The organism is Pseudomonas sp. 1928-m, from assembly GCF_029269135.1.
GTDB lineage: Bacteria > Pseudomonadota > Gammaproteobacteria > Pseudomonadales > Pseudomonadaceae > Aquipseudomonas.
Window position 1 is genome coordinate 63,698 of the sequence record NZ_JARIXO010000008.1, and the last position, 25,404, is coordinate 89,101.

28 protein-coding genes, 2 tRNA genes and 2 pseudogenes are annotated in these 25,404 nt (G+C 57.6%); 24 read left to right on the plus strand and 8 right to left on the minus strand.

The annotated features are described in order from the left end of the window. Positions 1–6: 6 nt before the first annotated feature. The 13 genes and pseudogenes from ruvA (at position 7) to nadA (ending at position 10,019) form a co-directional block, all read left to right on the plus strand. Positions 7–612 carry a Holliday junction branch migration protein RuvA gene (gene ruvA, locus P3C18_RS19855; RefSeq protein ID WP_275963520.1) on the plus strand — a complete coding sequence of 202 codons (606 nt, stop codon included), beginning with the start codon at positions 7–9 and terminating at the stop codon, positions 610–612. Further along, positions 612–1,664, plus strand: coding sequence for a Holliday junction branch migration DNA helicase RuvB (gene ruvB / locus P3C18_RS19860; RefSeq protein WP_275963521.1), 1,053 nt, complete (start codon positions 612–614; stop codon positions 1,662–1,664). The genes ruvA and ruvB overlap by 1 nt, the downstream gene beginning before the upstream one ends. Before the next feature lie 52 nt (positions 1,665–1,716). Continuing rightward, positions 1,717–2,197: pseudogene (ybgC, locus tag P3C18_RS19865) on the plus strand (tol-pal system-associated acyl-CoA thioesterase). Between the two features lie 4 nt (positions 2,198–2,201). Further along, positions 2,202–2,873: a protein TolQ gene (gene tolQ / locus P3C18_RS19870; RefSeq protein WP_275963566.1), complete on the plus strand. Its 672-nt coding sequence runs from the start codon at positions 2,202–2,204 to the stop codon at positions 2,871–2,873. 33 nt (positions 2,874–2,906) lie between these two features. Beyond that, the gene (gene tolR, locus P3C18_RS19875; RefSeq protein WP_275963522.1) at positions 2,907–3,359 is read left to right on the plus strand and encodes a protein TolR; all 453 of its coding nucleotides are present in this window, start codon (positions 2,907–2,909) and stop codon (positions 3,357–3,359) included. Further along, positions 3,359–4,309, plus strand: a complete 951-nt coding sequence (gene tolA, locus P3C18_RS19880) for a cell envelope integrity protein TolA (RefSeq protein ID WP_275963523.1) — start codon at positions 3,359–3,361, stop codon at positions 4,307–4,309. Before tolR ends, tolA begins: the two co-directional genes overlap by 1 nt. After that, positions 4,306–5,604, plus strand: coding sequence for a Tol-Pal system beta propeller repeat protein TolB (tolB, locus tag P3C18_RS19885; RefSeq protein WP_275963524.1), 1,299 nt, complete (start codon positions 4,306–4,308; stop codon positions 5,602–5,604). Before tolA ends, tolB begins: the two co-directional genes overlap by 4 nt. Positions 5,605–5,672: 68 nt before the next feature. After that, entirely contained in the window at positions 5,673–6,167 is a 495-nt protein-coding gene (gene pal, locus P3C18_RS19890; protein ID WP_275963525.1) for a peptidoglycan-associated lipoprotein Pal, read from the plus strand. Positions 6,168–6,173: 6 nt separating this feature from the next. Further along, positions 6,174–6,995: a tol-pal system protein YbgF gene (ybgF, locus tag P3C18_RS19895; protein ID WP_275963526.1), complete on the plus strand. Its 822-nt coding sequence runs from the start codon at positions 6,174–6,176 to the stop codon at positions 6,993–6,995. 338 nt (positions 6,996–7,333) lie between these two features. After that, complete coding sequence (queE, locus tag P3C18_RS19900; RefSeq protein WP_275963527.1) at positions 7,334–7,981, plus strand: 7-carboxy-7-deazaguanine synthase QueE; 648 nt, start codon at positions 7,334–7,336, stop codon at positions 7,979–7,981. A 1-nt stretch (position 7,982) separates the two neighbouring features. Then, positions 7,983–8,657, plus strand: a complete 675-nt coding sequence (queC, locus tag P3C18_RS19905; protein WP_275963528.1) for a 7-cyano-7-deazaguanine synthase QueC — start codon at positions 7,983–7,985, stop codon at positions 8,655–8,657. A 57-nt stretch (positions 8,658–8,714) separates the two neighbouring features. Beyond that, positions 8,715–8,790 (plus strand) — tRNA-Lys (locus P3C18_RS19910). A 170-nt stretch (positions 8,791–8,960) separates the two neighbouring features. Next, positions 8,961–10,019 carry a quinolinate synthase NadA gene (nadA, locus tag P3C18_RS19915; protein ID WP_275963529.1) on the plus strand — a complete coding sequence of 353 codons (1,059 nt, stop codon included), beginning with the start codon at positions 8,961–8,963 and terminating at the stop codon, positions 10,017–10,019. Between the two features lie 60 nt (positions 10,020–10,079). Here the strand turns inward: nadA and P3C18_RS19920 are convergent, their stop codons facing one another. Next, on the minus strand, positions 10,080–11,513 hold the full coding sequence (locus P3C18_RS19920) for a M48 family metalloprotease (protein WP_275963530.1): 1,434 nt from the start codon (positions 11,511–11,513) through the stop codon (positions 10,080–10,082). 106 nt (positions 11,514–11,619) lie between these two features. Between P3C18_RS19920 and P3C18_RS19925 the strand changes: the two genes are divergently transcribed. Continuing rightward, a complete protein-coding gene (locus P3C18_RS19925) occupies positions 11,620–11,871 on the plus strand; it encodes a sulfurtransferase TusA family protein (protein ID WP_275963531.1) in 252 nt (83 codons plus the stop codon). A 67-nt stretch (positions 11,872–11,938) separates the two neighbouring features. Beyond that, positions 11,939–13,003 (plus strand): AI-2E family transporter, encoded by a 1,065-nt coding sequence (locus P3C18_RS19930; RefSeq protein WP_275963532.1) that lies wholly within the window; start codon positions 11,939–11,941, stop codon positions 13,001–13,003. A gap of 51 nt (positions 13,004–13,054) precedes the next feature. Here P3C18_RS19930 and P3C18_RS19935 read toward each other — a convergent pair whose 3' ends face one another. Together P3C18_RS19935 and P3C18_RS19940 are read right to left on the minus strand one after the other, a co-directional pair. Then, on the minus strand, positions 13,055–13,528 hold the full coding sequence (locus P3C18_RS19935) for a peroxiredoxin (protein WP_275963533.1): 474 nt from the start codon (positions 13,526–13,528) through the stop codon (positions 13,055–13,057). Positions 13,529–13,538: 10 nt separating this feature from the next. Next, the gene (locus P3C18_RS19940; RefSeq protein WP_275963534.1) at positions 13,539–14,096 is read right to left on the minus strand and encodes a glycine cleavage system protein R; all 558 of its coding nucleotides are present in this window, start codon (positions 14,094–14,096) and stop codon (positions 13,539–13,541) included. Positions 14,097–14,330: 234 nt separating this feature from the next. Here P3C18_RS19940 and dapA point away from each other — a divergent pair, with 234 nt between their 5' ends. The 5 genes from dapA to P3C18_RS19965 all read left to right on the plus strand — a co-directional run bounded on the left by dapA (position 14,331) and on the right by P3C18_RS19965 (position 18,983). Further along, positions 14,331–15,209 (plus strand): 4-hydroxy-tetrahydrodipicolinate synthase, encoded by an 879-nt coding sequence (gene dapA, locus P3C18_RS19945; protein WP_275963535.1) that lies wholly within the window; start codon positions 14,331–14,333, stop codon positions 15,207–15,209. Positions 15,210–15,226: 17 nt separating this feature from the next. After that, on the plus strand, positions 15,227–16,345 hold the full coding sequence (gene bamC / locus P3C18_RS19950) for an outer membrane protein assembly factor BamC (protein WP_275963536.1): 1,119 nt from the start codon (positions 15,227–15,229) through the stop codon (positions 16,343–16,345). 87 nt (positions 16,346–16,432) lie between these two features. After that, entirely contained in the window at positions 16,433–17,302 is an 870-nt protein-coding gene (locus P3C18_RS19955) for a phosphoribosylaminoimidazolesuccinocarboxamide synthase (protein ID WP_275963537.1), read from the plus strand. Between the two features lie 197 nt (positions 17,303–17,499). Then, a tRNA-Ser gene (locus P3C18_RS19960) sits at positions 17,500–17,589 on the plus strand. 251 nt (positions 17,590–17,840) lie between these two features. Continuing rightward, complete coding sequence (locus P3C18_RS19965) at positions 17,841–18,983, plus strand: alpha/beta hydrolase (RefSeq protein WP_275963538.1); 1,143 nt, start codon at positions 17,841–17,843, stop codon at positions 18,981–18,983. 3 nt (positions 18,984–18,986) lie between these two features. Here the strand turns inward: P3C18_RS19965 and P3C18_RS19970 are convergent. Beyond that, positions 18,987–19,307, minus strand: a pseudogene (locus P3C18_RS19970) (tyrosine-type recombinase/integrase); the annotation flags it as partial. Positions 19,308–19,824: 517 nt separating this feature from the next. Here P3C18_RS19970 and P3C18_RS19975 point away from each other — a divergent pair. Together P3C18_RS19975 and P3C18_RS19980 are read left to right on the plus strand one after the other, a co-directional pair. After that, on the plus strand, positions 19,825–20,328 hold the full coding sequence (locus P3C18_RS19975) for a hypothetical protein (RefSeq protein WP_275963539.1): 504 nt from the start codon (positions 19,825–19,827) through the stop codon (positions 20,326–20,328). An 8-nt stretch (positions 20,329–20,336) separates the two neighbouring features. Continuing rightward, positions 20,337–20,687, plus strand: a complete 351-nt coding sequence (locus P3C18_RS19980; RefSeq protein ID WP_275963540.1) for a hypothetical protein — start codon at positions 20,337–20,339, stop codon at positions 20,685–20,687. A gap of 471 nt (positions 20,688–21,158) precedes the next feature. On the opposite strand, the gene P3C18_RS19985 is transcribed toward P3C18_RS19980, so the two are convergent. Together P3C18_RS19985 and P3C18_RS19990 are read right to left on the minus strand one after the other, a co-directional pair. Next, positions 21,159–21,791, minus strand: a complete 633-nt coding sequence (locus P3C18_RS19985; RefSeq protein ID WP_275963541.1) for an N-methyl-D-aspartate receptor NMDAR2C subunit — start codon at positions 21,789–21,791, stop codon at positions 21,159–21,161. 54 nt (positions 21,792–21,845) lie between these two features. Then, positions 21,846–22,382 carry a DUF3087 domain-containing protein gene (locus P3C18_RS19990; protein WP_275963567.1) on the minus strand — a complete coding sequence of 179 codons (537 nt, stop codon included), beginning with the start codon at positions 22,380–22,382 and terminating at the stop codon, positions 21,846–21,848. A gap of 164 nt (positions 22,383–22,546) precedes the next feature. Between P3C18_RS19990 and P3C18_RS19995 the strand changes: the two genes are divergently transcribed. Further along, the gene (locus P3C18_RS19995) at positions 22,547–23,119 is read left to right on the plus strand and encodes a hypothetical protein (protein ID WP_275963542.1); all 573 of its coding nucleotides are present in this window, start codon (positions 22,547–22,549) and stop codon (positions 23,117–23,119) included. Between the two features lie 12 nt (positions 23,120–23,131). Here the strand turns inward: P3C18_RS19995 and P3C18_RS20000 are convergent, their stop codons facing one another. After that, positions 23,132–23,347 (minus strand): general stress protein CsbD, encoded by a 216-nt coding sequence (locus P3C18_RS20000; protein WP_275963543.1) that lies wholly within the window; start codon positions 23,345–23,347, stop codon positions 23,132–23,134. Between the two features lie 252 nt (positions 23,348–23,599). Here P3C18_RS20000 and P3C18_RS20005 point away from each other — a divergent pair, with 252 nt between their 5' ends. Then, positions 23,600–24,328 carry a serine protease gene (locus P3C18_RS20005; protein ID WP_275963544.1) on the plus strand — a complete coding sequence of 243 codons (729 nt, stop codon included), beginning with the start codon at positions 23,600–23,602 and terminating at the stop codon, positions 24,326–24,328. Positions 24,329–24,338: 10 nt separating this feature from the next. On the opposite strand, the gene P3C18_RS20010 is transcribed toward P3C18_RS20005, so the two are convergent. Beyond that, positions 24,339–24,893: a hypothetical protein gene (locus tag P3C18_RS20010; protein WP_275963545.1), complete on the minus strand. Its 555-nt coding sequence runs from the start codon at positions 24,891–24,893 to the stop codon at positions 24,339–24,341. Between the last annotated feature and the right edge of the window lie 511 nt (positions 24,894–25,404).

The following is a 25,404-nucleotide window of genomic DNA, read 5'->3' on the forward strand; positions in this document are numbered from 1 at the left end:
GCAGCGGTGATCGGACGTTTGCGCGGCACCCTGGCGGAAAAGCAGCCGCCCCATGTGATTGTTGACATAAATGGTTTGGGTTATGAGCTGGAAGTGCCCATGACCACCCTGTACCGTTTGCCCTCGGTGGGTGAGCCGTTGACTCTGCACACCCATCTGGTGGTGCGTGAGGATGCGCATCTACTGTATGGCTTCTTCGAGAAGCGTGAGCGTGAGCTGTTTCGTGAGTTGATTCGCCTCAATGGCGTCGGCCCGAAACTGGCTTTGGCTTTGATGTCCGGCCTGGAGGTCGATGAGTTGGTGCGTTGTGTGCAGGCGCAAGATACTTCGGTGCTGGTGAAGATTCCCGGGGTTGGCAAGAAAACCGCTGAGCGCCTGCTGGTTGAGCTGAAGGATCGCTTCAAAGCCTGGGAAACCGTGCCCGGCATGTCGCACCTGGTGGTGGAACCTCGCGGCGGTAGCACAGTCTCAAGCGCGGAGAATGATGCGGTCAGTGCACTTATTTCGCTCGGCTACAAACCCCAGGAAGCCAGTCGCGCCGTCTCAGCTATTAAGGAAGACGGTTTGAGCAGTGAAGATATGATTCGTCGAGCCCTGAAGGGAATGGTCTAGTGCTAGAAGCTGATCGCCTGATTACCGCAGCCCCGCGTGACCGTGATGAGCAGGTTGACCGCGCCATTCGTCCGCTGAAACTGGCCGAATACATCGGCCAGCCGAGCGTGCGCGAGCAGATGGAGTTGTTTATCCAGGCGGCCCGTGGGCGCAGCGAAGCGCTCGATCACACCCTGATCTTCGGCCCGCCTGGTTTGGGCAAGACCACCCTGGCCAATATCATCGCCCAGGAAATGAATGTTTCGATCAAGAGCACCTCGGGTCCCGTGCTGGAGCGGCCGGGTGATCTGGCGGCCTTGCTGACCAATCTTGAGCCGGGCGATGTGCTGTTTATCGATGAAATTCATCGCCTGTCGCCGATTGTCGAGGAAGTGCTGTACCCGGCCATGGAAGACTTTCAGCTCGATATCATGATCGGCGAAGGCCCGGCCGCGCGCTCGATCAAGCTCGATCTGCCGCCGTTTACCCTGGTCGGTGCCACCACCCGCGCCGGCATGCTGACTAATCCACTGCGTGATCGCTTCGGTATCGTCCAGCGCTTGGAGTTCTACAACACCGAAGACCTGGCCACTATCGTGATGCGCTCGGCGGGGATTCTCGGTCTGCCCATCGAGCCTCACGGCGCCTTCGAGATTGCCCGTCGTGCCCGCGGTACGCCGCGTATCGCCAACCGTTTGCTGCGCCGTGTGCGCGACTTTGCCGAAGTGCGTGCGCAGGGCGATATCACCCGAGAAATCGCCGACCTGGCGCTGAACCTGTTGGACGTCGACGAGCGTGGCTTCGACCACCAGGACCGGCGTCTACTGCTGACCATGATCGAGAAGTTCGACGGTGGTCCGGTGGGTGTCGATAACCTCGCCGCTGCCATCAGTGAAGAGCGCCACACCATCGAAGATGTGCTGGAACCCTATCTGATTCAGCAGGGCTATATCATGCGCACCCCGCGCGGCCGCGTGGTCACCCGGCATGCGTATTTGCACTTTGGCCTGAACGTGCCCAAGCGCATGGGCGAGCTGCCCACGGCTGACTTGTTTGGGCGCGATGATGATTAACCAAAAATACTTGTCGAAGACGATTGGCAAGATCAGGAGCTGGCACTAGAGTATGCGCGCGCAAAACGGAGTTAAGCCGTTCACCCATCGTTGTCGGGTTTATTTCGAAGACACCGATGCAGGCGGCATCGTCTACTACGTCAATTACCTCAAATTTATGGAACGGGCTCGCACCGAGTGCCTGCGTGATCTGGGTTTTCTCCAGTCGACGTTGGCCGAGGAGGGCCTGTTGTTCGTTGTGCATTCGGCTGAAGCGCGCTATCACGCGCCCGCCAAGCTCGATGACGAATTGCTGGTAAGCGCTGAGGTAATCGAATTAAACCGTGCCAGCCTGCGTTTTCGTCAACAGGTCAGGCGGGCAACGGATGATGTGCTGCTCTGCGAAGGGCAGTTTATGGTGGCCTGTGTGCGCGCCGACAATTTGAAACCCCGGGCCATTCCCCAAGCTCTGCACACGGCCTTTGCCGGGCAGGGCGGCGCGGGTACATCTAGAGCAGGAGAGTAAGCGTGGAAGCAACAGCCAACGCCGTTGACCATATGTCGATGTGGAGTCTGATCAGCAACGCCAGCTTGGTGGTGCAACTGGTAATGCTGACGTTGGTGGCCGCTTCGGTCACTTCGTGGGTCATGATTTTTCAGCGCACCGCGCTGCTGCGTGCGGCCAAGCGTGCCCTGGATAACTTCGAGGAGCGCTTCTGGTCGGGTATCGATCTGTCCAAGCTGTACCGCCAAGCGGGCAGCAACCCGGACCCGGATTCCGGTCTGGAGCAGATCTTCCGCGCCGGCTTCAAAGAGTTCTCGCGTCTGCGTCAGCAGGCCGGTGTTGATCCGGATGCGGTGATGGACGCCGTGGCGCGTGCCATGCGTGTGGCCATCTCCCGTGAAGAAGAGAAGCTTGAGCAGAGCCTGCCGTTCCTCGCCACTGTCGGTTCGACCAGCCCGTATATCGGCCTGTTCGGTACCGTGTGGGGCATCATGAACTCCTTCCGCGGCCTGGCTCAGGTACARCAGGCGACCCTGGCCACCGTAGCTCCGGGTATTGCTGAAGCACTGATCGCCACCGCGATCGGTCTGTTCGCCGCGATTCCTGCGGTAATTGCCTACAACCGCTTTGCCGCCCGTGGCGAAATGCTGATTGGCCGTTACTACACCTTCGCCGACGAGTTCCAGGCGATTCTGCACCGCAAAGTTCACACCAGCGACGACTAAGCCTTAGGCACTCTTTACGAAAGGTTTTAAGCCATGGCCAGAATTCGCAACAGACGCAAGCCCGTCGCCGAGATGAACGTAGTGCCTTACATCGATGTGATGTTGGTACTGCTGGTGATCTTTATGGTGACCGCGCCCATGCTCAACCAAGGGGTCAAGGTCGATTTGCCGCAAGTCAGCAGTGAAGTCTTGCCGCAGGACAATAACGCCCAGGTGCTGACCATTTCGATCAAGGCCGATAAGACCTATTTCTGGAATATGGGCACCGAAGTCGATGTCGATACCGTGCAGGACAAGGCGCTGACCCTGGAAGAAATGACTCGCGCAGTGACTGCGATCATCAGCCAGAGCCGGGCAACCGGTAAGCAGGTGCAGGTGTTCGTGCGCGGCGACAAGACCGTTGACTACGGCACCATCATGGCGGCCATGGGTGGCTTGCAGCAGGCTGACGTGGGTAACGTCGGGCTGATTACCGAGGCCCCCTGATGCACTACCAGCGCGAGCGTTCGCCCTCGGAAAGTCTGTTCTGGCCTGTGGTCTGGGCTGTGGGGCTGCACGTCATCATGTTTGCCATGTTGTTCGTCAGCTTCGCCTTTGCTCCGGAGCTACCACCGGCCAAGCCAGTGGTGCAGGCGACCCTGTACAAGCTGCAGTCGCAGAGCCAGGCCACCACCCAGACCAATCAGAAAATCGCTGGCGAAACCAAGAAAACCACGGCTCCGGTGTACGAGACCGAGCAGCTTGAGCAGAAAAAGGCCGAGCAGGAAAAAGTAGCGGCCAAGGCCGCGGAACAAAAGAAAGCCCAAGAGGCTCAGAAAGCGGAAGCTGCGAAGAAAGCCGAGGCCGATAAGAAGGCCGCCGAGCAGAAGAAGCTCGCCGATGTAGCCAAGAAGCAAGCGGCGGATGAGGCAGCCAAGAAGAAGGCTGCAGAAGACGCCAAGAAAAAAGCCGCAGAAGAGGCGAAAAAGAAAGCCGCCGCCGAAGCTGCGAAGAAAAAAGCTGCCGATGATGCCAAAAAGAAAGCAACTGAAGCGGCTCAGCGTAAAGCGGTAGAAGACAAGAAGGCTGCTGCACTGGCCGAGCTGTTGTCCGAGGATGTCGGTCGTCAGCAGGCAATCGCCGATACCGTCGGTGATCAGGTGGCCGGTAGCCTGGATGATCTGATTGTTATGCTGGTCAGCCAGCAGTGGCGGCGCCCGCCATCGGCGCGTAATGGCATGAGCGTAGAAGTACTGATCGAAATGCTGCCTGATGGCACCATAACCAATGCCAGCGTGACGCGCTCCAGTGGCGACTCGCCATTCGATAACTCGGCCGTGCAAGCGGTGCGTAACGTTGGACGTATTGCTGAAATGCAGCAACTGGACCGTGCCACTTTTGATCGCCTTTACCGGCAGCGTCGCGCTGTCTTCAAACCGGAGGATTTAGGTCTGTGAATACCCTGATGCGTATTGTTCTGCTCGGTCTGGCCATGCTGGTCGGCACCGTTCAGGCCGCTGATCCGCTGGTGATCAGCAGTGGTACTGATCGTGCCACCCCCATTGCCGTAGTGCCGTTTGGTTGGCAGGGTGGCAGCGTGTTGCCCGAGGACATGGCTGAAATTATCGGCAATGACCTACGCAACTCCGGTGTGTTCGAGCCGATCCCTCGGCAGAACATGATCAGCTTGCCGACCCAGGCGACTGAAGTGATCTACCGCGATTGGCAGGCTCTGGGCGCGCAGTACGTGCTGGTCGGCAGCATTGTGCCGAGTGCCGGGCGTCTGCAGATCCAGTTTGCCTTGTTCAACGTCACCACWCAGCAGCAGGTCATGACCGGCAGCGTGGGTGGTGGTGTCGATCAGCTGCGCGACATGGCGCACCATATCGCCGATCAGTCGTTTGAAAAGCTTACCGGTGTGAAGGGCGCGTTCTCCACCCGCATGCTCTACGTGACTGCCGAGCGTTTTGCGGTCAACAACACCCGTTACACCCTGCAGCGTTCCGACTATGACGGCGCTCGTGCGGTGACCTTGCTGCAATCGCGCGAGCCGATTCTGTCGCCGTCGTTTGCTCCAGATGGCCGTCGTATCGCTTACGTCTCGTTCGAGCAGAAGCGTCCGCGCATCTTTGTGCAGCATATCGATACCGGTCGCCGCGAGCAGATCACCAACTTTGAAGGCCTGAATGGCGCGCCAGCCTGGTCGCCGGATGGCAATCGCCTGGCATTCGTGCTGTCGCGTGACGGCAACCCGGAAATCTATGTGATGGACATGGGCACTCGCCAGCTGCGCCGGGTAACCAACCAGCCATCGATCGATACCGAACCGTTCTGGGGTAAGGACGGTCAGACCCTGTACTTCACCTCGGATCGTTCCGGTAAGCCGCAAATCTACAAAACCAACATCAATGGTGGTTCGGCAGAACGTGTGACCTTTATCGGAAACTACAACGCCAACCCGAAACTCTCTGCTGATGAGAAGACCCTGGTGATGATTCACCGCCAGGATGGTTACACCGTGTTCAAAGTGGCGGCCCAAGACCTGCAGCGTGGTAATTTGCGGATACTTTCAGATACCAGTCTGGACGAGTCGCCTACTGTCGCGCCTAACGGCACCATGGTAATCTACGCCACCCGCCAGCAGGGCCGGGGAGTCTTGGTATTAGCGTCCACCAATGGTCGCGTGAGGCTCCCTCTTCCTACCGCTCAAGGCGAAGTTCGAGAGCCTTCTTGGTCCCCTTACCTGAACTGATGCGGCGCTACACCTTTTTGCTGTCTGAAATACTGCTTAACACACTGGGGTTCATTAGGAGTTACATGATGGAAATGCTGAAATTTGGTAAGTTTGCTGCCCTGAGCCTGGCTCTGGCCGTTGCAGTTGGTTGCTCCTCGAAAGGCGGCGACGCTGCTGGCGAAGGCGCTACCGATCCTAACACTGGCTATGACGCCAACAGCGGTATCGACAGCAGCCTGAGCGAAGAAGCTGCTCTGCGCGCTATCACCACCTTCTACTTCGAATACGACAGCTCCGACCTGAAGCCAGAGGCCATGCGCGCTCTGGACGTGCACGCCCGTGACCTGCAAGGCAACGGCGCTCGTGTAGTTCTGGAAGGCCACGCTGACGAGCGCGGTACTCGTGAATACAACATGGCTCTGGGCGAGCGTCGCGCCAAAGCTGTGCAGCGTTACCTGGTACTGCAGGGCGTTTCCCCGGCTCAACTGGAACTGGTTTCCTACGGTGAAGAGCGTGCAATCGCCACTGGCAACGACGAGTCCTCCTGGGCTCAAAACCGTCGCGTCGAACTGCGTAAGTAATTCGATATGCGTACGTGCCGCCGTGCTTTAACCGTTTTGGCGCTCAGCCTGCCGCTTGCGGCGTGGGCTGAGGTTCCCGTGGTGGATAACAATGCCGGTTACGGCAGCAGTTACCCGCCTGCTGGTTACGGTACGTCCGGCACCTACGCCGGGGCAGGGGCTGCGGCCCCTGTCTCGGCGCAGGGCATGCTGTTCAACCAGTTGCAGCAGATGCAGGAAGAGATCGCGCAGCTGCGCGGTACGCTGGAAGAACAACAGAATGAGATTCAACGTCTGAAGCAAGAAAGCCTGGAGCGTTATCAGGATCTTGATCGGCGTGTAAGTGGTGGTGCGGCAGGTGCTGCGACCAACCAGAATTCTTCAGCTGCTGGCGCAATCAATGCCAGCGGTACACCTACTCCGCCAGCGGCGGGGCAGGCGCAAGCTCCGGCCAGCAATGAGCCGGCTGACCCTGCAAAGGAAAAGCTGTTCTACGAAGCTGCCTTTGACTTGATCAAAGCCAAGGACTTCGACAAAGCCAGTCAGGCTTTTTCAGCTTTCTTGCGTAAATACCCCAACAGTCAGTACGCCGGTAACGCGCAGTACTGGCTGGGTGAGGTGAATTTGGCACAGGGTGATCTACAAGGCGCGGGCCAGGCCTTTGCGCGGGTCAGTCAAACCTATCCAAGCCACGCCAAGGTGCCGGACTCGCTGTTCAAGCTGGCTGATGTCGAGCAGCGTCTGGGTAATAGCGACAAGGCCAAAGGTATTCTGCAGCAGGTGATTGCGCAGTACCCGGGCAGTTCAGCGGCTCAGTTGGCGCAGCGTGATTTGCAGCGTTTGCCGTAACGCCGCAATTCGATTCAAGAAACCCGCGCCTTGCGCGGGTTTTTTATGTCCGGTGATCCCTAGTGGTTACCCATCGGGTTGTCGCTGCGCGGTGTTAAGAATTTCACCCGGATTTTTATGGCCAGCCATCCTTGGCGGCCACCCTGTGGGCCGTCGCTGCGCGCTGTTAAAAACTGCTCCCGGGATTTTTTGTGGCCCGCCATCCTTGGCGGCCACCCTGCGGGCCGTCGCTGCGCGACGTTAAAAATTTCTCCCGGAAATTTTTTCGTATACAATCCGCGGCCCTTTTCCCGCAACGGAGGCGGACAGCCTGTTTAGCTGTCACGCCCGTGGCTGATATGCAAGATACCCTGCGCATTACCGAGATTTTCTACTCGCTGCAGGGCGAGACGCGCACCGCCGGCTTGCCGACTGTGTTCGTTCGCCTGACCGGCTGTCCTCTGCGTTGCCAATACTGCGACACCGCCTATGCCTTCAGTGGTGGCGAGATCATGTCGCTGGACGCCATTTTCGAGCAAGTCGCCGGCTACAAGCCGCGTTATATCTGCGTGACCGGTGGTGAGCCGTTGGCGCAGCCCAACTGTATTCCTCTGCTCAAGCGCCTGTGTGATGCCGGCTATGAGGTGTCGCTGGAGACCAGCGGCGCGCTGGATGTGTCGGCAGTCGACCCTCGGGTAAGCAAGGTCCTCGACCTGAAAACCCCAGGCTCGGCCGAAGTGGCGCGCAATCGCTACGAGAATATCGAGCTGCTGACGCCCAATGATCAGGTCAAGTTCGTGATCTGCTCCCGTGAGGACTATGACTGGGCGGTGAGCAAGCTGATTCAGTACCGTCTGGATCAGCGTGTTAGCGAAGTGCTGATGTCGCCCAGCCACCATGAGCTGGATGCACGCTCGCTGGCCGAGTGGATCATTGCCGACAACCTGCCAGTACGCCTGCAAATGCAGCTGCACAAGATTCTCTGGAATGATGAGCCGGGACATTGATATGAGCGATAAGAAAGCGGTAATCCTGCTGTCAGGCGGGCTGGATTCGGCCACCGTGGTGGCGTTGGCCAAGGCCGATGGCTACAGCTGCTACACCATGAGTTTCGATTACGGCCAGCGTCACCGCTCTGAGTTGCAAGCGGCCGAGCAAGTGGCTCGGCAACTGGGTGTGGTCGAGCACAAGGTGATCGGCCTGAATCTCAATGGCATGGGCGGCTCGGCGTTGACTGACTCGAGCATTGAGGTGCCGGAGAGCCCGAGCGAAGGCATTCCGGTGACATACGTGCCAGCGCGCAACACGGTGTTCCTGTCCCTCGCGCTGGGTTGGGCTGAGGTGCTGGGTGCGCGAGATATTTTTATCGGCGTGAACGCGGTGGATTATTCCGGTTACCCGGATTGCCGTCCGGAGTTTATTGAGGCCTTTGAGCGTATGGCCAATCTGGCCACCAAGGCCGGTGTAGAAGGGCAGGGCTTCCGCATTCAGGCTCCGCTGCAGGCCATGAGCAAGGCCGAGATCGTTCAGGCAGGCGTTCAGCAGGGCGTTGATTACGCGCTGACTGTCTCCTGTTATCAGGCTGATGATGAGGGGCGCGCCTGCGGCAAATGCGACAGCTGCCGTCTGCGTGCTGCGGGTTTTGCTACCGCTGGGCTGGTAGATCCCACTCGTTATTTCTAAAAAGTTTTCGCGAAGTGTTGAATTCCTGAATTAAATCAGTATCATGCGCCTCGCGTTGGGTCGTTAGCTCAGTTGGTAGAGCAGTTGGCTTTTAACCAATTGGTCGTAGGTTCGAATCCCACACGACCCACCATATTTCCTTCCTCGGAAGGTCAAGAAGCCTGAAAGTTCTGATTAAAGGAATTTTCGGGCTTTTTTGTATCTGTAACTTTTACCGCCTGTACGTGGTTGCAAGCTGCCTGCGCTGGCGCCATGCAGGCGGGTATACTCGCTGCACTGAAAGCATATTCAGAGCCTGATGACATGACCCAGATTTCCGAACGCCTGCTTGTGCAAGCCCACCTCGATGCCAAGCAGCCCAAGCCGCTGACGCCCGAGCAAGAGGCTTTCTACCGTACTGAAATTGCTGCCGAGCTGAAAAAGCAGAACGCCGTGCTGGTCGCGCACTATTACTGTGACCCAGTGCTGCAGGCGCTGGCCGAGGAAACCGGCGGCTGCGTTTCCGACTCGCTGGAAATGGCCCGTTTCGGCAATCAGCACCCGGCGCAGACCGTGCTGGTAGCCGGCGTTAAATTTATGGGCGAAACGGCAAAAATCCTTAACCCTGAAAAGCGCGTGCTGATGCCGACGCTTGAAGCGACCTGCTCGCTCGATCTGGGTTGCCCAGTGGAAGAGTTCTCGGCGTTCTGTGACCAGCATCCGCAGCGTACGGTGGTGGTGTATGCCAATACCTCGGCGGCGGTGAAGGCGCGCGCCGATTGGGTGGTGACCTCCAGCTGCGCGGTGGAAATCGTCGAGCACCTGATGGACAACGGCGAAAGCATCATCTGGGCGCCGGATCAGCACCTGGGGCGTTACATCCAGAACAAGACCGGCGCCGATATGCTGCTGTGGGATGGTGCCTGCATCGTCCACGAGGAGTTCAAGGCCAAGCAGCTGGAAGACATGAAGGCGCTGTACCCGGACGCCGCCGTGCTGGTTCACCCCGAGTCGCCGACCGCAGTGATCGATTTGGCCGATGCAGTGGGTTCTACCAGCCAGCTGATCGCCGCTGCGCAGCGTCTGCCGAACAAGACCTTTATCGTCGCCACCGACGCCGGCATCTTCTACAAGATGCAGCAGCTGTGCCCGGACAAGGAGTTTGTCGCTGCCCCGACCGCCGGTAACGGCGCGGCCTGCCGCAGCTGTGCACATTGCCCGTGGATGGCGATGAACACCCTGCAGCGCACCCTGGAGTGCCTGCGCGAGGGCAGTAACGAGATATTCGTCGACCCGGCGTTAATCCCCAAAGCGATCAAGCCGCTCAAGCGCATGCTCGATTTCACCCAGGCGGCGCGGCTCAAGCTGAGCGGCAACGCCTAAGCGAGTTGCATAAAAAAGCCAGGCATTTGCCTGGCTTTTTCTTTTCTGGCGCGGACGTCTCTAACGCAGCATCTGCTCGATGATGCGTTTTTCTTCCATCAGCTCGCGCTGCCTGGCGTCGATGCGTGAGGCCAGTTGGAAGTTGTTGCTGGCGCGGCGTTTGGCGAAATCGAGCTGTTCCAGGGCCTGGTTGTAGTCACCGACCAGGGCGAAGAACTCGCCACGGGCTTGGTGCAAGCCGATGGTGTTGCCGCTCAGGCCGCGTACTTCAGCCACCTGGTACCAGATGTCCGGGTCTTTACCGCGGCTTTTCAGCATGTCGTCGAGGGCGCGCTCGGCTTCCTGAGTGCGACTCTGCTTCATCAGCAGGTCGATATGTGCCTGGTTGACCGGGTAGTTGTTCGGGTAGAGGGTCAGCAGCCGGGTAATCCGGCTTTGCGCGTCGCTCAGGCGATTGGCGGCCATATCCAGTTCAACTTGCGCCAGGTTGTAGGCCACATCGTTGGGGGAGTTCGCCAGCAGCGGTTGCAAGGACTCGCGGGCCTCCTTGTGCTGGCCGCTTTTGATCTGCGCAATCGCCAGGCCATAGCGGGCGGCTTCCAGCTGTGGGTTTTCGTCGAGCATGTTGCGAAAACGCTTGGCGGCGACACCTGGGGTTTCTTCATAGGTCAGCTGCACGCGGGCGCGCATTAGCTGGTAGCGCACGCTGTCGGTGATGCCTGTGGCTTTGTACTGTTCGGCACGGTTGCGGGTGTCGGCGATGCGCGACTCCGACACCGGGTGAGTGAGGAGGAATTCCGGCGGCTTGCGGTCGTAGCGGTACTGGCGCATCAGGCGCTCGAACATGCTGGGCATGGCGCGTGGGTCGAAGCCGGCTTTTTCCAGGTTGACCAGGCCGATGCGGTCAGCTTCCTGCTCGTTCTGCCGAGAGAAGCGCCGCTGTTCCTGCATGGCCGCGGCTTGGGTCGAAGCGATGGCGGCGATGCCTAAGTCGCCAGCGCCGGCAGCCGCCGCGACGATACCAGCGAGCAGGCCGGCCATGACCGGGATCTGCATGCGCTGCTGGGCTTCCAGGCCGCGGGCAAAGTGGCGTTGCGACAAGTGCGCCAGTTCGTGAGCCATCACTGAGGCGTATTCGGCTTCAGTTTGCGCATAGAGAAACAGGCCGCCGTTGACCCCGACAATCCCGCCGGGTGCGGCGAAGGCGTTGATCTGCGGGCTGTTGAGCAGGACGAACTCCAGGCGGCGATCCTGCAGCTGGCTGGTTTCGCTCAGGCGATAGACGCTGGTTTCGACGAAGTCCTTGAGCTGTGGATCGTCGAGCTGGCTGACCTGGCCGCGTACCAGGCTCAGCCAGGCGCGGCCCAGTTGGTGTTCTTGCTGCGGGGAAACGATGGCGGAACTGGCATCGCCAAGGGAGGGCAGGTCACTGGCCATGGCGGGGGCTGCCAGCAGGCAGGCCAGCGTCAACAGGGTAGGGCGCAGAAGGCTCATGCACAAAGCTCGTGTCGAACAAAGGCGCTACTGTAGCTGGCTGGCGGCTGTGCTGGCCAGGGTTGTGCGGCCTTGGGTATCCTTGCGGCCTTCCTGGAGTGGCTCAATGACTGATATGCAATGGCGTGCCGAGGACTTCGACGCGCAACTGGACGCCTGCGGGCTGAACTGCCCGCTACCTTTACTTAAGGCCAAGCTGGAGCTAAATCGTCTGGCCAGTGGTGCTGTGCTCAAGATTGAGGCCACCGATGCTGGTTCGCAGCGGGATTTCCGTGCCTTCGCCAGCCTGGCGGGGCATAGTCTGCTGCGTGAAGAGGTCGATAATGGCGTGTACCGTTATTGGCTGCGCAAGGCTTAGGGTTTGCTGCGACAAGTGCGGATTATGAGGCAGCCTATTAAAGGCGCTGCCCAAGTAAGGAGTCACGATGTTCAAGGTGTTTCAGGATTGGTTGCATCGCTATTTTTCTGATGAGCAGGCGGTGGTGCTCGCGGTGCTGTTGGTGCTTGGTTTTGCTGCGATTCTGAATCTGGGCGGCATGCTGGCTCCGGTGCTGACGGGCCTGGTGCTGGCGTTTTTGATGCAGGGTCTGGTGAATGCCTTTGAGCGCCTGCGCTTACCGCAGGTGGTGGCGGTGTGGCTGGTGTTCACCCTGTTTCTAAGCATGCTGGGGTTGTTTCTGCTGGTGTTGATGCCGCTGCTCTGGCAGCAGTTGAGCACCTTGTTCAATGAACTGCCGCGCATGTTGGGGGAATGGCAGTCGCTGTTTCTGCTGCTGCCGGAGCGTTACCCAACGCTGATTACCGATGTGCAGGTGCTGCAGCTGATTGAGGGTGTGCGTGGTGAGGTCGGCAAGTTTGGCCAGTGGGCACTGTCGTTTTCCTTATCAAGTTTGCCGATGCTGGTCAGCATCATGATCTACCTGGTCCTGGTGCCAATTCTGGTGTTCTTCTTTCTCAAGGATCGGGAGCTGATCGGCGCCTGGTTTCGCGGTTATCTGCCGCGTGAGCGTGCCCTGATCACCCAGGTAGCCGAGGAGATGAACAAGCAGATCGCCAACTACATCCGTGGCAAGGTGATCGAGATCATCATTTGCGGCGTGGTGACCTACATCGCCTTTGTTGCCTTGGGGCTTAACTATGCGGCGCTGCTGGCCTTGTTTGTCGGCCTGTCGGTGGTGGTGCCGTATATCGGCGCGGTGGTGGTGACGGTGCCGGTGGCGCTGATTGGGCTGTTCCAGTGGGGCTTTGGTGATCAGTTCATCTACCTGATGGTGGTCTACGGGATCATTCAGGCGCTGGATGGCAACGTCCTGGTGCCGCTGCTGTTCTCCGAGGCGGTCAATCTGCACCCGGTGGCGATCATCTGCGCCGTGCTGCTGTTTGGCGGCATGTGGGGCTTCTGGGGGGTGTTCTTCGCCATCCCGCTGGCCACGCTGTTCAAGGCGGTGATCGACGCCTGGCCGCGCAGTGAGCAGATAGCGGCCGATTAATCTGCAGGCAATAAAAAGCCGGTCAATTGACCGGCTTTTTACGCGTGCGATTCAGGCTTTATTCAGCGCCTGGGCTGCGGCCAATACCGCATCGACATGCCCGGGTACTTTCACGCCGCGCCATTCCTGGCGCAGTACGCCTGCTTTATCGATCAGGAAGGTGCTGCGGTCCACGCCCAGGTATTCCTTGCCGTAGAGCTTCTTCAGCTTGATCACATCGAACAGCTGGCAGACGGCTTCATCCTTGTCGGAGATCAGCTCGAAGGGGAATTCCTGCTTGCACTTGAAGTTCTCGTGGGATTTCAGGCTGTCGCGCGACACACCGAAGATCAGCGTGTTGGCTGCTTGAAACGCCGGGTACTGATCACGAAAACCCTGCCCTTCGGTGGTACAGCCCGGGGTGCTGTCCTTCGGGTAGAAGTAGATCACCACTTGCTGGCCCTTGAGTGCGGACAGCTGAACGGTCTGGCCGCTGGTGGCCTGGGCCTGGAAGTCTGCAACCGGGGTGTCGAGTGCTACGGCCATAAAAATCTCCTTATGGATTCTGCGGACGCCAAGGCTCAATCAGCGCATCAAGATTCAACGCATCGGCAAAGTCGAGGAACTGATCGCGCAACCAACTGATCTGCGTGCCAGCTGGCAGGGTCACGGTCAGGGTGGCGTTGAGCATGGTGCCGCCAGTCTGCGGGGCCTGGTAGGTATCACAGGTGAGGTTTTCCAGCTCGACGTGATGGTCGAGAAAGAACTGGCACAGCTCATTGAGGATGTCTGGGCGGTAGGCCGAGCTGACATACGCCACATAAGGCAGCGCCTGGGGGCGGCTTTCCGAGGCGGCGCTGCGAATCACATTGACCGAGAAGCTGTGTTTCTTCGCCAGCGCCGGCAGGCTCGACTCCAGGCGCGCCAGGGCATCCCAGCTGCCGGATATCTGCAACACCAGTGCGCTGTACTCGCCATGCCGACTCAGGCGGGTGCTGACCACGGCGCAACGGTTCTCGTGACTGGTGCGGCAGAGCACATTGGTCAGCTCCATGGCGTTGGGGCCAAGGGCACTGATAAGCAGGAATTGTTCGCGAACTAGGGGGGTGGACATGCAGCCTTCCTAAACGATAAGCGGTCGGCCTGCGTACACAGCGCCGATCAAAGCCGGAAGGGTAGCGAAAAGCACCGCTCAGGGGAATGCCGGCGCGGTTGGGTGGTGAGGAATGTGCCGCGTTTGCTCGAGAAAGATTGTATACGCGTTGCATCACAGCCTCGGTACTTCGCTTGTGCAAGGCAGGTGGCCCCAGTACCATTGCGGCTCTCTTTTTCCGGCAGGAGCGGTTGCATGATTGCGGGCAGTATGGTGGCACTGGTTACGCCCATGGATGCACAAGGTGGTCTTGATTGGGACAGCCTGAGCAAACTGGTGGATTTCCACCTGCAGGAGGGCACCAATGCCATCGTCGCAGTCGGCACTACCGGCGAGTCGGCGACCCTTGAGGTGCCTGAACACATCGAAGTGATCAAGCGCATTGTCGATCAGGTCGCCGGGCGCATTCCGGTTATCGCCGGCACCGGTGGTAACTCCACCCGTGAGTCGGTCGAACTGACCCGCGCTGCCAAAGACGTCGGCGCCGATGCCTGCCTGCTGGTCACTCCGTATTACAACAAGCCGACTCAGGAAGGCCTGTACCTGCACTTCCGCCATATCGCCGAATCGGTGGCCATCCCGCAGATCCTCTATAACGTGCCAGGCCGTACGGTCTGCGACATGCTGCCGGAAACCGTCGAGCGTCTGGCCAAGATCGACAACATCATCGGTATCAAGGAAGCCACCGGCGACCTGCAACGCGGCCAGGAAGTACTGGATCGTGTGAGCAAGGATTTCCTGGTTTATTCCGGTGATGACGCCACCGCCGTCGAGCTGATGCTGATGGGCGGCAAGGGCAATATCTCGGTAACCGCCAACGTCGCCCCGCGCGCGATGAGCGATCTGTGCGCGGCGGCCATGCGCGGTGAAGCGGCGATTGCCCGGGCGATCAACGACCGCTTGATGCCGCTGCACAAGGCGCTGTTTATCGAATCCAACCCGATTCCGGTGAAATGGGCTCTGCATGAAATGGGTTTGATGCCAGACGGTATCCGTCTGCCACTGACCTGGCTCAGCCCACGTTGTCATGAACCGCTGCGTCAGGCCTTGCGCCAGTCCGGCGTATTGGTTTAATTGAGGAATTACTACGCATGAAGCGACTCACCGGACTCTCCGCCCTGGCCCTGATCATCGCTGGCACCAGCGGTTGTGGCTGGATCTATGGCGAAAACGGCTATTTCCGTGACCGTGGCAGCGACTATCTCGAAGCCCGTCAGACGGCCACGATGCAAATGCCGCCAAACGTCGACGCCAAACGTATCGACCCACTGCTGCCCGTACCGCAGCAGGTAGCCACCACCACCGATACCGGCGAATTTACCGTGCCGCGCCCGCAAGCCCTGGCTGTGGCTGGTGATGCCAGCGAGTTCAGCCTGCAAAAGAGCGGCGAGTCGCGCTGGGTTGTGGCGCAGCGCGTACCGGCTGAAGTCTGGCCTGTAGCGCGTCAGTTCTTTGCTGACAATGGTTTTCAGATTGCAGAAGAGCGTCCACAAACGGGCGAATTCAGCACCTCCTGGCAGCGTTTCGATGCCCTGTCCGAATCCATGGCGCGTCGTCTGAGCAGCCGCGTTTCCGGCGTGAATCCAGATGCCGAAACCCGCGTGCGGGTGCGTATCGAGCCAGGCGTGCAGCGCAATACCAGCGAAATCTTCGTGGTCAGCGCCGAGCGTCCAGCTGGCAGCACCGCCGATGTCGCCTTCACCAACCGCAGCAGCAACCCAAGCCTGGATGCTGCGCTGCTCGATGAAATGCTCGTGACCCTGGCTCGCAGCGCCGAGCAGGGTGGTTCTGTCTCCCTGCTGGCCGCCCGTGATTACGATGCACCGAACCGCGTCAGCCTGTCTGAAGACGGCAACGGCAACCCGGTCTTGAGCTTGGGCGCTGATTTTGACCGTGCCTGGTCCGGCGTGGGTCGCTCCCTGGAAATGGCTGATGTGCGCATCGACGACATCAACCGCAGCCTCGGCGTGTACTACATCAACCTGGCCGAACGTGCGCAAAAGCCGGACGACAAACCTGGCTTCTTCGGTAGCGTATTTGGCAGTGAGCCGAGTAAGGAAGAAATCGACGCCCGTGCCGAGCGCTATCAGGTACGCCTGACCGCCGTTGGCGACAGCGTGCAGGTCACCGTGGAAAAAGACCTCAACACCATTGCCCCCGCCGACGTGGCGCGCAAGGTGCTGGACCTGATCCAGGAAAACCTTGGCTGACAGCAGGCAACTGCTGCACCGGCACTACCAATAGGCGAAACCCGGCGGGTTTCGCCTGTTTTGTTTACCAAAGGCGGAAATTCCGACATGAGCACAGCCACCACCCTGAGCCTGAAGAAAATCTATTCGGGCAAAGTCCGTGATCTTTACGAGGTCGACGACAAACGCATGCTGATGGTCGCCACCGACCGCCTTTCGGCATTCGACGTGATCCTCAACGAGCCAATCCCGGAAAAGGGCAAGATCCTCACCGCCATCTCCAACTTCTGGTTCGACAAGCTCAAGGACCTGGTGCCCAACCACTTCACCGGCGACAAGGTCGAAGACATCGTACCTGCGGCAGAATTACACCTCGTCGAAGGCCGCGCAGTGGTCGCCAAACGCCTTAAGCCGGTTGCAGTGGAAGCCATCGTGCGTGGCTATATCGTTGGCTCCGGCTGGAAGGAATATCAAAAGAGCGGCACCGTCTGCGGCATTCAACTGCCAGCGGGCCTCAAGGAAGCGGCCAAGCTGCCGCAGCCAATCTTCACCCCCTCGACCAAGGCCGCCGTGGGCGACCATGACGAGAACATCAGCTTCGAGCAGTGCGAAGCGATTATTGGCGCCGAACTGGCCGCCAAAGTGCGCGACACCGCCATTGCCCTGTACAGCGCAGCAGTTGAATACGCAGCCACGCGCGGCATCATCATCGCCGACACCAAGTTCGAATTCGGTCTGGATGAAGACGGCACCCTGACCCTGATGGACGAAGCCCTGACCCCGGACTCCAGCCGCTTCTGGCCGGCGGACAGCTATGTAGAAGGCACAAACCCGCCAAGCTTCGACAAACAGTTTGTGCGTGACTGGCTGGAATCCACCGGCTGGAACAAAGAGCCACCAGCCCCAGCAGTGCCCGCCGACGTCGCGCAAAAAACCGCCGACAAATACCGCGAAGCCCTGACGCGCCTGACCGTATAAGTCGCAGCAATACGCGGGTAACCGCGACACAGAGGGGCGCTACGGCGCCCCTTTTGGTGGGCGATTGTTTAGCCTCCCACCAGCCAGATTTTGCCGCTATTCATCGCCTTTGATCGCAAGCATCTGAAAGTATGCGAAAAATTTTAAACCTGGGGGTTCGCCAAACGCACTTCAGCTGTTATCATGCGCGCCGCCACGGGAAGATGCCGGAGTGGCCGAACGGGACGGATTCGAAATCCGTTGTGTTAGCGATAGCACCTAGGGTTCAAATCCCTATCTTCCCGCCATATCGCAAGTCTAAGCCCCTGAAATTCATAGAGTTTCGGGGGCTTTTTCGTTTCAGACAGTCAAACTGTCGAAAAAGCGTCGATATCCCCCTGTTGGGCATGAGTACAGCGTGTTGCTGGCACTCTGCTATCTTTGTGATTGCTTCTGCAGTTTCAGCGTGTTGAAGCGGATTGCTGTCTACGAAATTGATTTTAGAAAACGTAGCTAAATATACTTTTATATTGTGTTCTCATTGAAAGGGAAATCAATTATGAAGATTCAAGTTGCTGCATTGATTTGCTGTATTGTGGTTTTGGCTACAGGGTGTAGTTCGCGTCCTGCCGGGGGGTACGAGGATAATGAAGAGGTCGTAGTTGTTGAAGAGGCTATGGTGGAGGAAGTTGTCATTGACCCTAGGCGCAAGAATAAAAATAACTATGCGGTAGTTAGAACTTTCTTTTCTTCGAATCGGGAGGTTAGTGACGCTGGAAATATAGTTAGTAGGATGGGGGATGATCGAGGTGATGTGTCACTAGGTTATTGCGATGTTAGTATTCCAAGTAAGCATCTTATTGGTCAGATAGAATCTCCTACGTGGCGTTTCTTTAAACCTGCAAACCCAAAAGACCATATGGTTGTTTTGGATGGTGGGTTGCTATTGGAAGATGAGTTTTATCAGCGGGTTTCTAGCGAATATACTGGAGATGAAAGTCAAGCTTTCATATTTTTTCATGGCTATAACGTGAGTTTTGATGAGGCTGCAAAACGTACGGCTCAAATAGCCTTCGATCTGGGCTTCAAAGGTGCCCCGGTTTTCTATAGTTGGCCCTCAAAAGGCAAGGTGATTTCATATACGGTCGACTCTCAGACTATGGAGTGGGCATACCCTGACATAAAGAGGTTTATAAAAGACTTTGCCGAAAAATCTTCAGCAAAAAAAATATATATAATTGCACATAGTATGGGGACAAGAGGGGCCACTCGCGCAATATCGTCTTTGCTTGCTGAGCGTCCTGATCTTAAAGATAGGCTGAGTGATGTCATATTGGCGGCTCCAGATATTGATGCGGGTGTATTTAAGAGGGAAATTGGTCCTGCACTTGTTGAGTCGGGTGCGCAGGTGACGCTGTATGCATCTTCTAATGATTTGGCATTGGCGGCTTCTAAAAAGGTCAACGGTGAGTATCGTGCTGGTGACTCCAGTAATGGGGTGGCATTAGTTCCAGGGATTGACTCGATAGATGCATCAATGGTCGATACGAGTTTGCTTGGGCATGCTTATATAGGTGATTCATCCTCTATACTTGCTGACATGTTTTATTTAATGAGGGGGGTAAAACCCGCAGGTTCTCGCTTCGGAATGGAATCAAAGTCAGGGAAAGACGGTAGTTATGTCGTGATAAAGAATTATTGATGATTAAGTTAAGAGGGTATGGATGTTCTTCAAGCCAAACCTTACTGCATCTTGAAGGTGGTCTGGAGCTAAGTGCGAATAGCGCACAGTCATGGCTAACGAGGAATGACCCAAAATTTTCTGGAGGGTAAGAATATTTCCGCCGTTCATGATGAAGTGACTAGAGAAGGTGTGCCGGAGAACGTGTGACGACTGGCCAGCCGGGACCGGTAAGCGAGATTCAGCCAGGGCCTTATCAAAGCTGTTGAGGCACTTGCTGAACAGGCCGTGCTGTTTGAAATGGTGTTGGATCTGCGTTTCCAGTTCCTGGGCGATGGGGATTGAGCTCTTCATTTCCTTGTGACTGTACGGTGAAGCGTGCAAAAGCTCAGTTGAAGCAAGCAGTTGAATGAATCGAGACCTGCAAGGATGCCGGGCGATTCTTTTTTGAAACGGCCAACGCCGCGAATGGGTTAGCGATAGCAGCGTGACCGGAAAGACCGGTATCCACGTTTGGGGCGACCTTGTTGCTTGAGTGACATTTAAGTCAGTCGATAGTGGCCACTTGCGATTGCGGGGGGATGGTCTAGCCTGGAGTGAGTCAACACAAGGAAGGTGCCCTCTGATGTCTCTCATACTTGATTCCCGCCCTTTCGAAAGTTTAACTATTTTTCTTGAGCCTAGCGCTAACCAGGAAGACTGTTGTTGCAAGAAGAGTTTTCTCTTCCGGCACCCTTGGTTGTTGATAATTTAAAAATACCCATTGAGAAGTTGCAGTTTCTATACTTGCTGAAGGATGGCTTGCGTAGTAATTGCCGTGTTTAGATTTTATTATTTTATAATTGTAGGAGGCTTGGTTGATATGCGCTATATAAAAAGTGTAATAGTAAAGCTGCCTGTAATTGCTTTGATGTGTGCTTTGGTGGTGGGGTGTGCTATCAAGCTTGCTCCTGAGTACGACAAAGCAATAGTTGATGGACTTAAGGATAATAGTAAGAAAGTTTTGGTTTTATTTGCTTCGATTTCAAATGGCTCGTTAACTGAAGATTATCCTGGCAGAAAAAATACATATGATGAACTTATAGGGGCTTTTGAGTCATTGAAGGTTATGGCGGAAGCTCGTCCTGTGCCTAGTAGTAAGGTTGTAGAAAAGGCTAATGAGTATTTGAAAAGTCGAAACAAAGACGAGATTTCACTGGTCGCACCAAGCTCAGGTGCGATTAATGAAGTTGTAAGGCAGTTAATAGCTATGAGGGAAAGAGATAAGTCTACTAATATGAGTGCTTCAATTATTTCTGCGCACAAAGGCTTTGTTTTGGCTGCGCTTGATCAAGCAATTACTTATGAAAGCTTCCTGGAACGGTGAGGTTTATTATGGATATTTCTGTGGGTGCGTTGGTTGAAGATATTAAGTCCGCTGTCAAAGGTGTTTTGAAAACAGATATAGAGAGTGTTAGAGGGTTTTCAGAGCGACAGCTTGTTGCAATTGCTAAGCAGTCTGCATTAGTTGCAGGTTGTATAGCGAGTGGTGAAATTAAAGAGGATGAGAAGGATTTTTTTCTGGATTCAATAGAAATAATGGTAAAGAATTTTGTTAACACATTGCGCGGGCTGATGATGATCGTTGTAGAAAAAGTCTGGAATGCGATAGTTGGGGTTATCTGGAAGGCGCTTGACGTGGCGATTGGTACTGTTCTTTTTATTTCTCCAATGGCTCTTGTTTAAAGTAAGGTCGCCTTCGCATGTTATAGCTACAGGTAAATCTACCCCGAGAGAGCAATCTTTCGGGGTTTTTATTACATGTGGATAGTTGGTTTTTTGTGGTGTGGCTAACTCGAAGTAAGCTGCATTGGCCGGCGCAGAGGGTGTGGATTCAACTATAGCTAGGGTTAGGCCGCGTAGGTGTTGGTGATCATGATCCTTGCAATTTAGCCTGCGGACTTGGCAAAGAGGTTATGTGCTACAGCTAAACGTTGTGTCGAAAAAGTGTCGAAAACACTGCGACGAATTGAGCCGAAATGAGCAGGTGAGGACGGCGAAAGCCCCGTATTGAGCGGGTTTGGCACGAACTGGAACGCTCGCAGACGGGTTCAAATACCTATTTCCTCGCCATATCGAAATACATAAAGCCCCTGAAATCGTTAAAGATTTCAGGGGCTTTTGTTTGTGGGTAATGGAGCAACCCTTTATTTGCGCTTATCCAATCGCCGCTTGCAGATTGTCCCTGGCCTGGAGCTCGTATCGATCTCGAAAGTGGCTAGTGCTGTAGAGGTGGTCGCGTGTGAGGAAGTGCTTGAGCACTGCCTTGCGTTTGATGCGGTAGAGCAGGCCAGGCACCCAGCTGTATTCCGCGCGTACCTGGCGGTCGTATTCGCTAAAGCGCTCAGGGGCGGCGCCGAGTATGGCCAGGTCGATATCGACGAGCAGTTGCTGATCGGCGTCGCCGGGCGTGGCGTTGTGGCGGGTGGCCATGATCAGGCTGTGAACCCGCGTCTGCACCTGCGTTGTGGCTCCGCTTGCCGCCAGCGCCTGCACGGCCCAGTCGGCGCTGCGCAGTTCATTGTCTGATCCGCGCAGTGCGTAGATTGCATCGTGAAACCACAGGGCGATTTCCACTTCACCCGGCTCGGCCGCAAGGGCAAGCGCCGCGTCGAAATGTTCGAGGCATTCAGCGAGATGTTGTTGCGTGTGGTAGTGGCGATGCGGCTCGTTATACGCCGCCAGCAGACGCTCGAATAAATCGTCCGCTGCAGGCAGGTTCAGGTTGTGCCATGCGCGTTGCCAGGAGTGAGTGAGGCAGCCATGTGGCGGGTTTATAAGTGGCTTCATGATGTGTCTCAGCAAAAAGTGCTTCCGAGCAGCGCATGCCGACCGATATCAACTTTAGCGGGGCAGGGGCTGGATCTTTTTCACGGCCTCAAGCCAGTCCGGATTGAGTCGCGGCTGGTCGGTCTGCATACCCAGTTCTTCCATACGTTCCTTGTGCTTATTGATTTCCGCCACCGCTTCACTGAGGGCGCTGGTGTTGCCGTCCAGTTGGTGCATCTGGGTCAGGCCCTGGTGGTAGAAGCGCAGCAGTTGCATGGCGGCGGGGTCGCGGGCGGCGACGCCGGCTTTGACGTGGTGCATCAGGTTGGTCACGCGCATCAGGCTGCGTTTCAGGCGCCAGCCGTATACGGCTGCGGCCATAAAGGGCTGTGGCCAGAGCAGCACGCGCACCAGCACCACGGTCAGCGCTAATGCGGCAATAACCCCGCCGAGGTTCCAGCGGAAGTTGTCGCCACCCGGCGTGCCGAACAGCAGCACCGCGCTGCTCGACAGCAGCATGGCCAAGGCGACGAAGATTGCGGCGATGGTCAGGGTGCTGCGGCGGGTTTGCTGGCGGTAGGTTTCAGGAGTGCGCTGCTGGATTTCGAACATCGGGGCCACGGTAATTCTCACTTGTGCGGGTGGTAGCGGCGTTGCTTATGGGCAGGCCGGGTTTGCTGAGGCATGCGCCAAACGCTGCAAATTATGCGCGATTGCCCGGCAACAGGTATCTTCGCCCATCCGTTGACTGCATCGCTTAAGGATTTACCGGGTTTATGAGGCGTACTGTGTTTCAGGCTGTGATTTTCTGCGCGGCGGCGCTGTGTGCGGGCGCCGCGTTGGCCAAGGTCGAGGTGCAGGCCGGGCAGCATAAGAGCCTTGGGCGGATTCTCGTCGCCAAGGTCTCCGAGGATATTGCGCCAGGCGATTACGAGGCGCTGCTCAAGGGCATCAAAGCTAACCCGGGCAAGTACGCAAAGAAGATCGTCATGCTCGACAGCATCGGCGGCAGCGTATCCGAGGCCATTCGTATGGGGCGCTTGCTGCGTGAGACCGGCTTCGATGCTTTGGTGCCGTCCACCGGGGTGTGCCAGGGCAGTTGCGTGTACCTGCTGGCGGCGGGGCACGCTAAGACTGTGCGCGGCTATGTGGGCATTCACCGGCCGTATTATGCGGGCAGTGATTCGGTGCATTCGGCGTCCGCCTATGGCCCGAGCCGGGCGACTCAGGCGGCTTACTTCAAGGAAATGCAGATCCCGCCGGAGCTGCTTGAGGCGATCAACAGCACCGAGCCACGACGCATGCGTGTGCTGACGCCGGCTGAGTTGGCGCGCTACCGCTTGAAGTGAGGCGGCGCGCTGTCAGCTGGTACGGTGCCTTTCGAAGAAACTGATGACCTGCTTGCTGGCGTCCTCGCGGGGCATGTCGTAGCGCTGCTGCACCAGGTTGGTCAGTTTTTGTTCATCGCCTTCGGATTTGATCAGTTCATCCAGGGTCAGCTCGTCCCAGACGATCAGGGCCAGGCCGGCCAGTTTGCGCCAGTTTTTCTGGATGATTTCGGCAAGGGGTCTGCTCATGTTCGGTGCTCCCGAGGTGGCCGGTCTGGGCCGGTTGCGCGGTCAGAGCGGAATTGTACTCAGGGCAGTCTGTCAAAACGGGCTTGGCCAGTCGGTGCGCTACAGCGCTTATGCGTGCTTGCGTACCGACGCCATGGCGCGGCGCCGCTAGCCTGCTTGCCGCGCTGCCGCTTGATGTGGCGTGGCAATTGCTCTGTTTAGGGCCACATGGGCCTGTTCTGGACGCCTTTCGCCCCTCAAGGATATGCCGCAATGTCGATGATCGAACCTGTGCTGCTGGCTGCCGCACGCGTCTGTACCTTTGCCGGTGGGCAGCTGTTGACCAACGCCAGCGGCTTTTACTTCGCCCGCGATGAACGCCTGTTTCTGGTGACCAGTCGGCACGTGATGATCGATGAGCCGAGCCAGCATTTTCCTGATCGTATCGAGATCGAAGTGCACACCGATCTGCACAATGTGGCGCAGACCACCGGCTTCTCCATGCCGCTCTATCGCGATGGCCAAAGCCTTTGGCGGCAGGGCTGCGATGGCGCCGGTGAGGTGGATGTGGCGGTGCTGGAGATCGAGCGTGCGGCGCTGCCTAAGGGCATGGTTTATCACGCCTTTACCCCGGAGCACCTGCTGCAGCCGCAAACCCCGGTTGAGGTCGGCACCTCGTTGCTGGTGGTGGGTTTCCCCCTGGGTTTTCACGACACCCTGCACCATATCGCGGTGGTGCGGCATGCCGTGGTGGCGTCGTCATTCGGCCTGCGTTTTCAGGGCCAGGGCTACTTTCTTACCGATGCCCGCACCCATCGTGGCACCAGTGGCGCGCCAGTGGTGATGCGCATAGCGGACAGTGAGACGGATGAGTTGCCATGGGTGTTGCTGGGCGTGCATTCGGCGCGGCTCGATCTGGGTAGCCGGGATGTCGAAGTGGACGAGGCCCTGGGGCTCAACTGCACCTGGTATGCCGATATTCTGCTGACCCTGACTCAGTAAGGCCCTGGGCTCAACGTTGCGTCTGCGGCTCGAGGGCCGGGGCCATGTTGATGTCCTTGACCAGGCCGGACGTGGCCCGGATCACCTCGCGGGCCATGCGGGTTTCCTGCTCGTTGTGGGTCTGTGCCACCAGCACCACATCGCCGTGGGTAATCGCCTTGCTCACCAGCGTGGCGAAGCGTCCGTGATGCTGGCCAGCGGCCGATGAGGCGCCGATCACGCTGCCGAGAAAGCCGCCGATAAAGCCACCCATGGCCATCAGGGAGAGAGGCGCAAGCATCGGGCTGGCGTGGAACAGGCTGACTTCACTGACGATCAGCGCCACCGCGAGCAAGGCGCCAATGCCGATGCCCATGCCGGTACCAATGGCGATATCCACCAGCATGTCTTTCAGCACCTTGTTGCTTTTCGCCTGCGGTGCCGGGGCGGGCGGGGCATCGGCGTTGCTGGCGACTATCTGCAGTTGTTCGTTGCGCATGCCGCGCTGCAGCAACTGGGCCAGCGCCTGTTCGGCGGTGCTGCGTTGGCTAAAGAAGCCCGAAACGTGGTGGCGATAGAGATCCATCTTGCTGCTCCTGATTGTGAGCTGTCGTTGATAACTGAACTTGCAGCCTAAGTAGCGCGGATGGGCGTGTCTGTGCGTCCGCGCACGCATAGAAAGTGGCTGTTTCGCCGCTTATGCGCGCCAGCGTACCGACAGGCCTGGGCCGCGCTGCGAAGCTTCTCCCTGCGAGCTGCATGCATGGCGTAAGAGCAGCGGTTAACCCTGCAGCTCAGCCTGCATGGCCTGTTCGGCCTGTTCGGCCTGACTGATCGACCTGTTGCCTGGGTTGCTTATGGCCTGCCTGCGCATGTCTCGCCTGAAACGGCTTTTGGAGATGCGTGATGAAAATTCACTACCGCCCGCTCTTGCTGGCATTTGCCATTGCTTATGCCGGGCTGGCCGTGGGCAGCCTGCTGATTGCCATGAACCTGGCGCAGAGCGCCGCGCCTTAGATCATGGCCCCCGAAATGCTGTCTGCCGCGCTGATAGAGCGCTGTGGCTTAGCTCACCTGGGCGCGTACGCGGCGAACGC

Bases quoted from the DNA above. Each gene is read 5' to 3' on its own strand.
- tolR (WP_275963522.1), top strand. From the start codon at position 2,907: ATGGCCAGAATTCGCAACAGACGCAAGCCCGTCGCCGAGATGAACGTA.
- tolA (WP_275963523.1), top strand. From the start codon at position 3,359: ATGCACTACCAGCGCGAGCGTTCGCCCTCGGAAAGTCTGTTCTGGCCT.
- pal (WP_275963525.1), top strand. From the start codon at position 5,673: ATGGAAATGCTGAAATTTGGTAAGTTTGCTGCCCTGAGCCTGGCTCTG.
- ybgF (WP_275963526.1), top strand. From the start codon at position 6,174: ATGCGTACGTGCCGCCGTGCTTTAACCGTTTTGGCGCTCAGCCTGCCG.
- queE (WP_275963527.1), top strand. From the start codon at position 7,334: ATGCAAGATACCCTGCGCATTACCGAGATTTTCTACTCGCTGCAGGGC.
- queC (WP_275963528.1), top strand. From the start codon at position 7,983: ATGAGCGATAAGAAAGCGGTAATCCTGCTGTCAGGCGGGCTGGATTCG.
- nadA (WP_275963529.1), top strand. From the start codon at position 8,961: ATGACCCAGATTTCCGAACGCCTGCTTGTGCAAGCCCACCTCGATGCC.
- P3C18_RS19920 (WP_275963530.1), bottom strand. From the start codon at position 11,513: ATGAGCCTTCTGCGCCCTACCCTGTTGACGCTGGCCTGCCTGCTGGCA.
- P3C18_RS19925 (WP_275963531.1), top strand. From the start codon at position 11,620: ATGACTGATATGCAATGGCGTGCCGAGGACTTCGACGCGCAACTGGAC.
- P3C18_RS19930 (WP_275963532.1), top strand. From the start codon at position 11,939: ATGTTCAAGGTGTTTCAGGATTGGTTGCATCGCTATTTTTCTGATGAG.
- P3C18_RS19935 (WP_275963533.1), bottom strand. From the start codon at position 13,528: ATGGCCGTAGCACTCGACACCCCGGTTGCAGACTTCCAGGCCCAGGCC.
- P3C18_RS19940 (WP_275963534.1), bottom strand. From the start codon at position 14,096: ATGTCCACCCCCCTAGTTCGCGAACAATTCCTGCTTATCAGTGCCCTT.
- dapA (WP_275963535.1), top strand. From the start codon at position 14,331: ATGATTGCGGGCAGTATGGTGGCACTGGTTACGCCCATGGATGCACAA.
- bamC (WP_275963536.1), top strand. From the start codon at position 15,227: ATGAAGCGACTCACCGGACTCTCCGCCCTGGCCCTGATCATCGCTGGC.
- P3C18_RS19955 (WP_275963537.1), top strand. From the start codon at position 16,433: ATGAGCACAGCCACCACCCTGAGCCTGAAGAAAATCTATTCGGGCAAA.
- P3C18_RS19965 (WP_275963538.1), top strand. From the start codon at position 17,841: ATGAAGATTCAAGTTGCTGCATTGATTTGCTGTATTGTGGTTTTGGCT.
- P3C18_RS19975 (WP_275963539.1), top strand. From the start codon at position 19,825: ATGCGCTATATAAAAAGTGTAATAGTAAAGCTGCCTGTAATTGCTTTG.
- P3C18_RS19980 (WP_275963540.1), top strand. From the start codon at position 20,337: ATGGATATTTCTGTGGGTGCGTTGGTTGAAGATATTAAGTCCGCTGTC.
- P3C18_RS19985 (WP_275963541.1), bottom strand. From the start codon at position 21,791: ATGAAGCCACTTATAAACCCGCCACATGGCTGCCTCACTCACTCCTGG.
- P3C18_RS19990 (WP_275963567.1), bottom strand. From the start codon at position 22,382: ATGTTCGAAATCCAGCAGCGCACTCCTGAAACCTACCGCCAGCAAACC.
- P3C18_RS19995 (WP_275963542.1), top strand. From the start codon at position 22,547: ATGAGGCGTACTGTGTTTCAGGCTGTGATTTTCTGCGCGGCGGCGCTG.
- P3C18_RS20000 (WP_275963543.1), bottom strand. From the start codon at position 23,347: ATGAGCAGACCCCTTGCCGAAATCATCCAGAAAAACTGGCGCAAACTG.
- P3C18_RS20005 (WP_275963544.1), top strand. From the start codon at position 23,600: ATGTCGATGATCGAACCTGTGCTGCTGGCTGCCGCACGCGTCTGTACC.
- P3C18_RS20010 (WP_275963545.1), bottom strand. From the start codon at position 24,893: ATGGATCTCTATCGCCACCACGTTTCGGGCTTCTTTAGCCAACGCAGC.